Source organism: Streptomyces sp. NBC_01775, from assembly GCF_035917675.1.
In the GTDB taxonomy this organism is placed as follows: domain Bacteria; phylum Actinomycetota; class Actinomycetes; order Streptomycetales; family Streptomycetaceae; genus Streptomyces.
In genome coordinates this window covers 4,079,377-4,090,287 of record NZ_CP109104.1, presented here as the reverse complement: position 1 = coordinate 4,090,287, position 10,911 = coordinate 4,079,377, and the positions used below count along the sequence as shown (strand labels likewise).

Here is a 10,911-nt window from a genome sequence, read left to right as displayed (position 1 = left end):
TGTTTCATTGTGTTTCGGTGGTCATAGCGTGAGGGAAACGCCCGGTCTCATTCCGAACCCGGAAGCTAAGCCTTACAGCGCCGATGGTACTGCATGCGGGAGCGTGTGGGAGAGTAGGACACCGCCGAACTTTCTTTAGGAATAGCCCTGTTGGCTCCGGCCGGCAGGGCTATTTTTTTATGCCCAAAAACGGACGGCGGCGGCCCTCTTTGCGTCGTATATCTACCCACGCGTAGCAATGAGTTCTACGCTCAGCATCCATGACTCAGGGTCGGCTGTCCCACGGCCGGGTGGCGTTGGCCATCGGCTTCTTCGTCCAGGGCGTGGTCTTCGCGCTGTTGGTGACGCGTATCCCGGCGATCCAGGACCGCTACGGGATATCCGACGCCCTGCTTCCGGCCTTCCTTGCCGCTGTGCCCGTGGTTGCCGGCGTGGGGAGTGTGGCGGCCGAGCATCTGGTGAAGCGGGTGTTCCCGAGCGGGGTGTTGCGGTGGTCGCAGGTGGCTGTCTGTCTGGCGCTCGTCGGGGTGGGCAGTGGGCGGGGCTTCGTCGGGGTCGGTATCGCGCTGGCCGCATTCGGGCTCGCCGTCGGCATGCTGGACGCGTCGATGAACATGCTCGGCGTCAGCCTCCAGCGGGCGTACGGCCGCAGCATCATGTTGAGCTTTCACGCGGCCTACAGCCTCGGGGGTATCGTCGGCGCCTCTTTGGCCTGGGCGGGTGCGCACTGGGATCTGTCGCTGGTGGTGCTGTACGGGCCGGTGGTGGCGGTGTTGCTGCCGCTGTCCCTCGTGGCGAGCCGCTGGTATGTGAACGAGGACCGGCCCGCTGCCGGTCCGCAGCCGGTGGAGGCTCCAGCGGGTGCGAAGCCGGTGTCGGGGAAGCTGCTGCTGCCGCTCTGTCTGGTGATGGCGTTCGCGTACATCGGGGACTCGACGGTTTCCAACTGGAGCGCGAAGTATCTCCAGGACGTGCTCGGCAGCTCGGAGCAGCTGGCGACCGTGCCGTACAACGTCTATATGGTCACCACCCTCCTCGGCCGGATCGTCGGTGACGTGGGGGTGCGGCGGTTCGGGGCGGCTGCCGTCGTGCGGGTGGGGACGGTGGGGGCGGCGCTCGGGTTCGCCGCTGTCGCGCTCGCGCCCGGGGCGTGGAGCGGGATCGCCGGTTTCACGCTGCTCGGGCTCGGGTTGTGTGTGATCGTCCCGCAGACGTTCGCCGCCGCTGGGCGGCTGTTTCCGCATGCTTCCGACACGGCTGTCGCCCGGCTGAACATCTTCAACTACGTGGGATTCCTGGTCGGTTCGCCCCTTGTGGGGGCGCTGGGGGACGCCTGGAGCTACCGGGGCGCGATGCTGGTGCCGATGGTTCTGGTGCTGGTGACACTTGCCTACGCTTCTTCGTTCGAGGGGCGGGGCCGATACGGTGGCGGGCATGAGTGGCCGCGCGCAGTTGATGTGGGATGAGGACGTCACGGGCTACGACTTCGGCCCCGACCATCCGATGGACCCGGTACGGCTGACACTGACGCGGCGCCTGGTGGCGGCGCTGGAGGTGGACCGTGCGCCCGGGCTGGAGGTCGTCGCCGCGAAGTCGCTGGGGGACTCGACGCTGCGCCTGGTGCACCGTCCCGACTACATCGAGGCCGTGCGCGCGGCCTCGCTCGACCCGTCGTCGGCGCAGGAGCGCTACGGGCTGGGGACGGCCGACGATCCGGCGTTCGCGGGCATGCACGAGGTGTCGGCGCTGATCGCGGGCCAGTCGGTGGGCGGCGCCGAGGCGCTGTGGCACGGCAGGGCGCTGCACGCGGTCAACTTCGCCGGCGGGCTGCACCACGCGATGCCGGGCTCGGCCTCCGGCTTCTGCGTCTACAACGATCCCGCGCTCGCCATCGCCAGGCTGCTGGAGCTGGGCGCGGAGCGCGTCGCGTACGTCGATCTGGATGTGCACCACGGGGACGGTGTGCAAACGGCGTTCTGGGACGACCCCAGGGTGCTGACCATCTCCGTGCACGAGCATCCGAGCGCGCTCTTCCCTGGCACCGGATGGCCCGAGGAGCGCGGGGGTGAGGCCGCCGAGGGAACCGCGGTGAACGTCGCGGTGCCGCCGGGCACAGGGGACGAGGGCTGGCTGCGGGCACTTCACGCGGTGGTGCCCGAACTGCTGGGCGCGTTCCGGCCGCAGGTGATCGTCTCCCAGCACGGGGCCGATACACACTTCGAGGACCCGCTGGCGCACCTGGCGGTGAGCGTCGACGCACAGCGGTTGGCCGCCGAGTCCGCGCACGCGTGGGCGCACGAGCACGCCGAGGGCCGATGGCTGGCGCTGGGTGGCGGTGGCTATGCCGTCGTGGATGTCGTGCCGCGTACCTGGACGCATCTGGTGGCCATCGCCGCGGGGGCGCCGGTGCCGAAGGAGACCACGCTCCCCGAGGAGTGGCGGCAGGAGGTGTACGCGCGCACGGGCGGAACGACGGCGCCGTGGCGGATGACCGATGGGCGGGAGCCGCGCTGGAGGGGTTGGGAGGAGGCCGGGTACGACCCGGCCGACCGGCTCGACCAAGCCGTGCGCGCCACCCGTCGCTCGGTGTTCCCGGCACACGGCCTGCTGCCATAGGGCGCTGCGGCGCGACGGTCGCTTCCGCCAAGTCCGAAAGTGGCTGAGTCCGAAGGCTTCTGGGCCCGAAGATGAAGGAGACCTTCCGGATTTGCCCGGGTTGGTGGTAGCCATGTGCGGGGTATCGGCAGTTCCGAAGAGCGTTTCCGGAGACAACTTCACCGATTCCGGCCGGGCGGATGCCGCCCACAGTCACCTACGCCGAACACCTGTGCTGGACTGCCGTGCGTCGGGTTCGGCCGGTTCCGGGAACAGGCCCCCCTGGCTGACTCCTGGTCTTCTACGTCACATTGGCCCCACTCCTGTCGGCGGGAGGGGGTCTCTCCCTAGCATCGCCGCAGGGGAGACCTGTCGACATAGCGACCCCCTTCGGGGTACGTCAGTACGGCTTCTCCTACGTACGGGCGGTCGCGTTGACCTACAGAACCGGCGCCCGTCTACCGGGCTGCACGCCCGGCGCGGACACGCGCTCTCCACCGTCATTTCAGAGGCGGCGGGGGTGCGGGGGCGAGGGTAAAGCCCCTGTGTCCACGGGTGGTTGCCGGGGCGGGAAAGAGTCTGCGTGCCAGGTCAGCTCGCCATCGGGGTCGCCGCGAGGCAAGGAGCCGCGGGGCGGGGTTCAGGGTGGGAGCAAGGAGCGGGGAGGGCGCCCGACGGTTCCGCTTGATGACGCTGTGCGGTCTGATTACTACCGCCCGCATACTCGCTATGTACTCAATCGAGCGTGTCTGTCACGGTAGGCGGCCGGTCGCTACTCCTCTTCCTCACTTGCATCACACGCCCCTAATCTGGGGAGGAGCGCACATGCGAGCTGGAGTCACCGGAGGGGAAGCCGGTGCCCGACATGTGCGGAAGGTTCAGGTGTGACATGGCTGCTAGTGAGAGGCCTCTGAATGAGGTCGTATTCCTGACCGTGGCGGAAGTCGCCGCGGTGATGCGAGTCTCCAAGATGACCGTGTACCGCTTGGTGCACAGTGGTCATCTGCCGGCGATCAGGGTAGGCAGGTCCTTCCGAGTGCCGGAGAAGGCTGTCCATGAGTACCTCCAGGAATCTTATGTGGGGGTGGAGAGCGCTTAGCCGGCATTGAGTGTGACCGGCTCCGCAGATGGGAGCCCGGCCCTCGTTTCCGAGCATTACTCAGTGGCGGGTAGGCTGGCCTCATGTAGGTCGTGTGGGCTCGGACGCCCCGCACCGAGTGATTCGAAATGAGTTCTCCCCACGTCAGTGGGGATGATCCGTGAGCGAGGGTAGTCGTGGGCTCTGTCATCAAAAAGCGGCGTAAGCGGATGGCCAAGAAGAAGCACCGCAAGCTGCTGAAGCGGACGCGTGTGCAGCGTCGCAACAAGAAGTGAGCGAGCACAGCGCACGCCACTGACCGCCGTCTTTCTCTCCGCCCCAGCGGAGAGAGGGGCGGCGGTTCTGCTGTGGGCGGTGGTTCTGCCACACAGGACGCACCGGTCCGCCCGGGGCTCGGCCCGGGATCGGGGTGCGGGGGCGCAGCCGATACGGTGGGAGCGGAACCGCGCGTTCGAGCGTCTTCGCGCCCCGTGCGGGCGCCTGGGGAGGGATCTTGGGCAAGGTCGTGCTCGTCACCGGTGTGGCCAGGCCGCTCGGCGGCCGACTCGTCCGCCGTATTCAGCGCGACCCCGACGTCGACCGGGTGATCGCGGTGGACGCGGTGCCGCCGGCGCACGAACTGGGCGGTGCCGACTTCGTACAGGCCGACATCCGCCAGCCCGCCATCGGCAAGGTGCTGGCCGAGCACGCCGTCGACACCGTTGTGCACATGGACGTGCACGGCACCCCGCTGGCGCCGGGCGGCGGAAGCCGGGCCTCCGTCAAGGAGACCAACGTCATCGGCGCCATGCAGCTCCTCGGCGCCTGTCAGAAGGCGCCGTCCGTGAGCCGTCTGGTGATCAAGTCCACGACCAGCGTGTACGGTTCGGCGCCGCGCGATCCGGCCGTCTTCGACGAGACGACCCCGCCCAAGGCTCTGCCCAGCGGGGGCTTCGCCAAGGACGCCGTCGAAGTCGAGGGATATGTGCGGGGCTTCGCGCGGCGCCGTCCCGATGTGGCCGTCACCGTGCTGCGCTTCGCCCACATCCTGGGCCCGGCCGCCGAGTCGCCGCTCGCCGCCTATTTCTCGCTGCCCGTGCTGCCGACCGTGCTGGGCTACGACCCCAGGGTCCAGTTCGTGCACGACGACGATGTGATCGAGGTGCTGTGCCTTGCGGCGGGCGAGCCCGTGAAGGGGGCGCTGACCGCGGGCACGTTCAACATCGCCGGTGCCGGGGTCCTCCACCTCTCGCAGTGCGCGCGGCGGCTGGGCCGGCCGACGGTGCCGATGCTGCTGCCCGCCATCCGCTGGAGCAGAAGCGCGCTGCGGGCGGTGGGCGCGACGGACTTCTCGCCCGAGCAGATCAGATTGCTCACGCACGGGAGGGTCGTGTGCACCACGCGCGCCCGTGAGGTCCTCGGCTTCACTCCCCGCCGCACCACCGAGGAGACGCTGGAGGCTTTCGTACAGGCGAGGGGCGCCGGGCTGCTGCCTCCCGGGACGCTCGCCTCGGCTGTCGACCGGGTAGCGGCGCTGCTGCCGGAGAACGCGGGGGTCCGGGCCACCGACGGGGCCGGATCGCAGGAGGAAGTGGGTCAGCATGGCTGACGCGAAGGTCATACCCTTCGACGACGACAGGGACCGTTCGCGCGGCACAGGGGCCGCGGGCGGGCGCTCCGGCCGCCCCAGGCCCTCGGGACAGCCGGGCTCCGGTGCCGACGGCGCGCAGAGCCGCCGCCGTAAGGGCGAGCGGTCCGCGCAGCACTCGCCGCTGGCGTCCGTGCCCGGCGATCCGTCGGAGGAGGGCCCCGCGGCGGACGTCGCGCAGGAGGGCTCCCCCGGAACGGGCGCCGGGCAATCGGATGCCCCGGGACCGGACGCCCCAGGACCGGGTGCCTCGCGAGAGAACGCCTCCCAAGACGGCGCCCCGCAGACGGGCGCCTCTGGGCAGGCCACGGAGGGGCAGCGCGCGGACGGTCCGGAGGGGGCCGCCGAGGGACTGCTCGACCGGATGCTCGGAAAGGACTGGGAGGCACGCGCCTCGCGCGGGCTCTCCTTTCTGCGGCGCAGGATCACCGGGGACTACGAGGTCGACGACTTCGGCTACGACCAGGAGTTGACCGACCAGGTCCTGATGTCCGTGCTGCGCCCGCTCCACGAAAAATACTTCCGCGTCGAGGTGAAGGGGATGGAGAACATCCCCTCCGAGGGCGCGGCGCTCGTGGTCTCCAACCACTCCGGGACGCTGCCCCTGGACGGGCTGATGCTCCAGGTCGCCGTGCACGACCACCATCCGGACGGCCGTCATCTGCGGCTGCTGGGCGCGGACTTGGTGTTCATGCTGCCGCTCGTGAACGAGCTGGCGCGCAAGGCGGGGCACACCCTCGCCTGTGCGGAGGACGCCCAGGCGCTGCTGGAGCGGGGCGAGGTGGTGGGGGTGATGCCCGAGGGCTTCAAGGGGCTGGGCAAGCCCTTCGCCGACCGCTACAAGCTCCAGCGGTTCGGACGGGGCGGCTTCGTCTCCACCGCTATGCGGGCCGGGGCACCGATCGTGCCGTGCTCCATCGTGGGGGCCGAGGAGATCTATCCCATGATCGGCAACTCCCGGACGCTGGCCCGGCTGTTCGGATTCCCGTACTTCCCGATCACGCCGACCTTTCCGTGGCTCGGCGCGCTGGGCGCCGTACCGCTGCCGACGAAGTGGACCATCCAGTTCGGCGAGCCGATCCCCACCGACGGCTATCCGCCGGAGGCGGCCGAGGACCCGATGCTGATGTTCAATCTGACCGACCAGGTACGCGAAACGATTCAGCACACGCTCTACAAGCTGCTGGTGCGCAGGCAGTCGGTCTTCTTCTGAGCCGGTGGGAGCAATTTCCGGGCTGAGCTGAGCGGAAGCGATGTCTGAGCTGAGCGGAGCTGAACGGAAGCGATCCAGGAGCTCGGAGAAAACCGGTGCGGTGGTGCGGCTCCCTCGAAGCCGCACCACCGCACCGTTGCCGTGCACCGTCTCCGGCGTCTACTTGCTAGCCGTCATCCAGGCCGAGGCCCGGAAGGACCTCCGGGATGATCGGCGGCAGGGTCACCTCGGGCTTGCCGCCGGGGGAGGTGGACTTGCCGGGGCTGGAGTCCGAACCGGACTCGGACGGCTTGTCCTCGTGCCGTGGCTCCTTGGACGGCTTGAGCAGGTCGCCGCCCAGGAGGCCCTCGCCCTCGTGCTGCGAGTCGGACGGCGCAGGCTCTTCCTCGCCGCCGTCGCGCCGCCCGTCCATCCCGTCCGAGGAGGGCGGGCTGGGCTCCGTCGAGGGCTGCTCCTCGCCGGTGCGGTCGCTGGTGTCCTGCCCGCGCTCGCGCGGTGCCGCCTCGGGCTCGCGCGGGAAGAGCGCCCTGAGCGGGCTGACATCACTGTCTATGGCGTCGAAGACCGAGCTGACCTCGTTGCCGACATCCGTCAGTTGCACCGGCAGCCGGTCGCGCAGGTGTGCCCATCCCGTGCGGTGGCTCTTGGAGAACGTGGACAGCGACTGCATCCTGCCGATGTCGCCGTCCTGGTGGTATGCCTCGCTCAGCAGCCGGTGGCCTTCCGAGGCGTCGTGCTGTACCCCGGCCAGTGCCCTGCGGACCTCGCCCAGCGATTCGTGGTCCAGCACCCCGGCGCGGTCCCGCTCCATGAGGCGGCGGGCCTCCTGCATACGGGTCGAGGCGTGGTCCAGAAAGAGGGAGCCGCGGTCGGCGTCGTCCCCCGCCAGGTCGAGTTGGAGGTCCTCCATGCCGCGCTTGAGGCCGTAGAGGGAATCTCCGGGCAGAGCGTCCGTGCTTGCCGCCGCCGCGCCGCCGAGAGCGCTGGCCGCGACGCCGACGCTCAGGCCGCCGGCTGCCAGACCTTTGCCCAGCCGGGACTTGGGACGCAGCTTGCCCAGCGGCCCGAGGCCCGGCGCCCGGTGCGCACCCCTGCCGGAGCCGCGGGACCCCGTGCGGGCGTCGCGCTGCTCGGGGAAGTGCGCGCCCTCCGCCGCGGTCTCGCCCTCCGCGAACGCCGCCTCCATGGCGGCGATCAGCTGGGCACGCTGAACGACCTTGACCTCTGGGTCCAACTCGGGTCTGGGCAGGGCCTCCAGCTCGTCCGCCAGGGCCAGCAGCGACCGGTCGGGGCTGGCCACGCTGTCGGCGCTGTGACGGTGCGGGGGCGGGGGGCCCGGTGGTGCCTTGTTGTCTCCAGGGGGCCCTGGTGGAGCATCGTCGGCCGCCGCGCCCTCGTCGCGCTCCTGCTCATCCAGGGCCTGGGCGAAGGCGATTGCCCGTCGGCTCGTCGGTACGGATCCGATCACCGGCGGCACCTCCTCTCGTCAGACGGTCGACTCCCCACCACATATGGAAGGTTGTGGCGTCGTCCGTGTCCACTCGGAGAGGGAGTGAGCCCGGCCTGCCACGGCTGCGGGGAGTCTGCAATCCCCACAACGAGCGGCAAGCCAGTCGGGTTACGGAGGCACGATGATGTGACTGGGGTGCTCGATGGGGCGTCGCCCCGCGGCAGCCCGGGATTCAGCGGGCGTCGTCCGGAAGGAGCCTGGCCAGGGTGCGGACGGCGCGGTACTGGAGGGTCTTGATGGCGCCCTCGTTCTTGCCCATGATCCGCGCCGTTTCGGCCACGGAGAGCCCCTGGAGAAATCGGAGCGTTACGCACTCCTGCTGTTGGGGGTTGAGCTTACGTACGGCCTCCAGCAGGGCGGCGTTGGAAAGGGATTCGAGAACCGAGTCCTCCGGACTGCGCTCGACCTCATTGGCGTCGAGCATCTCGCCGGTGGTCACTTCGAGGCGGAAGCGGCTCGACTTGAAGTGGTCGGCGACGAGGTTTCGGGCGATGGTCACGAGCCAGGCCCCGAAGTCGCGGCCCTGCCAGGTGAAGGTGCCGATGCGGCGCAGGGCGCGGAGAAAGGTCTCGCTGGTCAGGTCCTCGGCGGTCGCCCGGCCGCCGACGCGGTAGTAGATGTAGCGGTAGACCGTGTCGCTGTACTGGTCGTACAGGCGGCCGAATGCCTCGGCTTCGCCGTCCTGGGCCCGTTCGACGAGGTCCATCATGCGGCAGCTGTCGGTGTCCGAGGCGGCGGGACGCCGGGCGGTCGTGGCGGAGCCACGGGTGCGCCTGCCGCTCGTTGTGGAGGTGCGGGAGGTCGTTGTGGCGGAGGAGCTGGTGGAGGGGGACGAGGTGGATGTGGGGGATGAAGCGGTTGTGGCGCCGGCGGCTCGGCTGGCGAAGGCGTAGCAGGGGCCTGCGGGGACAGGTGAGACCCCTGCGGGGACAGGTGCTGGTGCGGCGAGGGCAGGGACGGCGTACGCGGTGGGGACGAATGCACGCAGTTGGTCGATGACTGTCGTGCGCAGCGTAGCCAGGCCCGAGGCGTCAACCCCGACGTGTGGGTACACGGGACTCCCAGAGGCAGAGCTTCCATCACGTGCAGTGCGGGACCGTTCACCCGATGTAAGGGTGTGTGGGCACCGAATTGCGTCTGAGGAGAATAACGCTTCGTACAGGCAACACTACGCCTAGTTGCCAAAATCGTCGATTCGGTTTGGTCTGTTACGGAATGGAGCCCTACCTGGTAGGGATCTGGCAGCGGAGTCTGATCGCTTCAGCGACAGGATTTGTCAGCCGGGTGACGTGTTGTGGCCGAGCAGGGAAGCGGGGACTGCCCGGCGAGGGGGCCGGGTAATAGTGCTGAATTGGCCGCCGGGCAGGGCGCGCTTACGGGATGCGGCGCGCCCCCTGCGAGCGGCGGCAGCCCTTGTGAGCGGCCTATCGGCGGCGGCGCTGCACCGCCATCGCGGCTGCCGCGCCGCCCGCCAGCGCACCGACACCGGCGGCGGCCGGAATGCCCACCTTGGCCGCCTTGCGGCCCGTGCGGTAGTCGCGCAGGCGCCAGCCCATTTCGCGAGCGTGTGCGCGAAGCCTGCTGTCAGGATTGATCGCATACGGATAGCCGACCAGGGACAGCATCGGGATGTCGTTCGCCGAATCGCTGTACGCCGCGCAGCGGTCCAGTTCGAGCCCCTCCGCGGCGGCGAGCGCGCGCACGGCCTCCGCCTTGGCCGGGCCGTGCAGCGGCTCACCGACCAGGCGGCCGGTGTAGACCCCGCCGACCGACTCGGCGACCGTGCCGAGCGCGCCGGTGAGGCCGAGGCGGCGGGCGATGATCGTCGCGGTCTCCACGGGGGCCGCCGTCACCAGCCAGACCTTCTGGCCCGCGTCCAGGTGCGCCTGTGCGAGGGCGCGGGTGCCCGGCCAGATGCGGCCGGCCATGTACTCGTCGTAGATCTCCTCGCCGATCGCCATCAGCTCGTGGACGCGGTGGCCCTTCACGATGGACAGGGCGCTGTCGCGGGCGTCCTGCATGTGCTCGGCGTTCTCGGCGCCCGCGAGCCGGAAGTACGCCTGCTGCCAGGCGAAGCGGGTCAGCTCGCGCTTGCGGAAGAACTTGCGCTTGTACAGGCCCTTGCCGAAGTGGAAGAGGGCCGCGCCCTGCATGACCGTGTTGTCCAGGTCGAAGAAGGCGGCGGCGTGCGCGTCGCCGACGACGGGGAACTCGTGTTCCTCCGCGTCCGCACCCTCCGCTCGGGCCTCCGCCGCCTGCTCCTGCTCCTGCTTGCGCGCCGCCTCCGCGGCGGCCTCGCCGGCGAGCACGCTGCGCGCGGTGGCGGAGCGCTTGCGTGAGGTGAGCCATGCGGGAAGGGCCATGTTGCGAGCATAGCCAGTTTGTTCGGCAGGGCCGTTACGGGCGGATGGCTGGTGGTGTGGTGGGGGTGAACGTTGGGCTGGGGTGTGGGATCGCTGCCGTGCCGGGATGACGGGGTGGGCTTGCTGCCGGGCTCGGGCTTGGAGAATGGGGTCATGAAGACTGTGACTCTTATCGGGAAGCCCGGGTGCCATCTGTGCGAGGTGGCCCGGGACGTGGTGGTCCGGGTGTGTGACGAGGCGGGGGCCACCTGGGAGGAGAAGGACATCAATCAGGATCCGGAGCTGTACCGGCTGTACTGGGAGCAGATCCCGGTCGTGCTGGTCGACGGCGAGCAGCACGACTTCTGGCGGGTGGACCCCGACCGGCTGCGGGCCGCGCTCACGAGGTGAAACGGCGCTGATCGGGGCGCTGGGCGGGGGGTCCTCAAGTGGGACGGTGGTCGGGATTCGAGTTCGTTTCGATTACCATCGAGGGCGTTTTGCCGTCCGGGGGCGTATACGTGA

At 69.6% G+C, this 10,911-nt stretch carries 10 protein-coding genes, 1 rRNA gene and 1 pseudogene; 9 read left to right on the top strand and 3 right to left on the bottom strand.

The window, feature by feature from the left end; translation table 11 throughout:
* The first annotated feature begins 13 nt into the window (after positions 1 to 13).
* The 8 genes and pseudogenes from rrf to OHB04_RS18180 all read left to right on the top strand — a co-directional run bounded on the left by rrf (position 14) and on the right by OHB04_RS18180 (position 6,534).
* Positions 14 to 130 (top strand): 5S ribosomal RNA (rrf, locus tag OHB04_RS18210).
* Positions 131 to 260: 130 nt separating this feature from the next.
* Positions 261 to 1,466, top strand: a complete 1,206-nt coding sequence (locus OHB04_RS18205; protein ID WP_326688752.1) for an MFS transporter — start codon at positions 261 to 263, stop codon at positions 1,464 to 1,466.
* Positions 1,435 to 2,616: an acetoin utilization protein AcuC gene (locus tag OHB04_RS18200; RefSeq protein ID WP_326807810.1), complete on the top strand. Its 1,182-nt coding sequence runs from the start codon at positions 1,435 to 1,437 to the stop codon at positions 2,614 to 2,616. The genes OHB04_RS18205 and OHB04_RS18200 overlap by 32 nt, the downstream gene beginning before the upstream one ends.
* A 653-nt stretch (positions 2,617 to 3,269) precedes the next feature.
* Positions 3,270 to 3,356: pseudogene (locus OHB04_RS41840) on the top strand (phosphatase); the annotation flags it as partial.
* Positions 3,357 to 3,484: 128 nt separating this feature from the next.
* Positions 3,485 to 3,694, top strand: coding sequence for a helix-turn-helix domain-containing protein (locus OHB04_RS18195; RefSeq protein ID WP_326688750.1), 210 nt, complete (start codon positions 3,485 to 3,487; stop codon positions 3,692 to 3,694).
* A gap of 176 nt (positions 3,695 to 3,870) precedes the next feature.
* Positions 3,871 to 3,969 carry a 30S ribosomal protein bS22 gene (locus OHB04_RS18190; protein WP_003948845.1) on the top strand — a complete coding sequence of 33 codons (99 nt, stop codon included), beginning with the start codon at positions 3,871 to 3,873 and terminating at the stop codon, positions 3,967 to 3,969.
* Positions 3,970 to 4,187: 218 nt separating this feature from the next.
* Positions 4,188 to 5,282, top strand: coding sequence for an NAD-dependent epimerase/dehydratase family protein (locus OHB04_RS18185; protein WP_326807809.1), 1,095 nt, complete (start codon positions 4,188 to 4,190; stop codon positions 5,280 to 5,282).
* Complete coding sequence (locus tag OHB04_RS18180; protein ID WP_326807808.1) at positions 5,275 to 6,534, top strand: 1-acyl-sn-glycerol-3-phosphate acyltransferase; 1,260 nt, start codon at positions 5,275 to 5,277, stop codon at positions 6,532 to 6,534. Before OHB04_RS18185 ends, OHB04_RS18180 begins: the two co-directional genes overlap by 8 nt.
* Before the next feature lie 166 nt (positions 6,535 to 6,700).
* Here OHB04_RS18180 and OHB04_RS18175 read toward each other — a convergent pair whose 3' ends face one another.
* The 3 genes from OHB04_RS18175 to OHB04_RS18165 form a co-directional block, all read right to left on the bottom strand.
* On the bottom strand, positions 6,701 to 8,002 hold the full coding sequence (locus OHB04_RS18175) for a DUF5667 domain-containing protein (RefSeq protein WP_326688747.1): 1,302 nt from the start codon (positions 8,000 to 8,002) through the stop codon (positions 6,701 to 6,703).
* 214 nt (positions 8,003 to 8,216) lie between these two features.
* A complete protein-coding gene (locus OHB04_RS18170; RefSeq protein ID WP_326688746.1) occupies positions 8,217 to 9,098 on the bottom strand; it encodes an ECF subfamily RNA polymerase sigma factor, BldN family in 882 nt (293 codons plus the stop codon).
* A 370-nt stretch (positions 9,099 to 9,468) separates the two neighbouring features.
* Positions 9,469 to 10,407: an HAD family hydrolase gene (locus OHB04_RS18165; protein ID WP_326688745.1), complete on the bottom strand. Its 939-nt coding sequence runs from the start codon at positions 10,405 to 10,407 to the stop codon at positions 9,469 to 9,471.
* A gap of 153 nt (positions 10,408 to 10,560) precedes the next feature.
* Here OHB04_RS18165 and OHB04_RS18160 point away from each other — a divergent pair, with 153 nt between their 5' ends.
* Positions 10,561 to 10,797, top strand: a complete 237-nt coding sequence (locus OHB04_RS18160; RefSeq protein WP_326688744.1) for a glutaredoxin family protein — start codon at positions 10,561 to 10,563, stop codon at positions 10,795 to 10,797.
* Positions 10,798 to 10,911 lie beyond the last annotated feature (114 nt).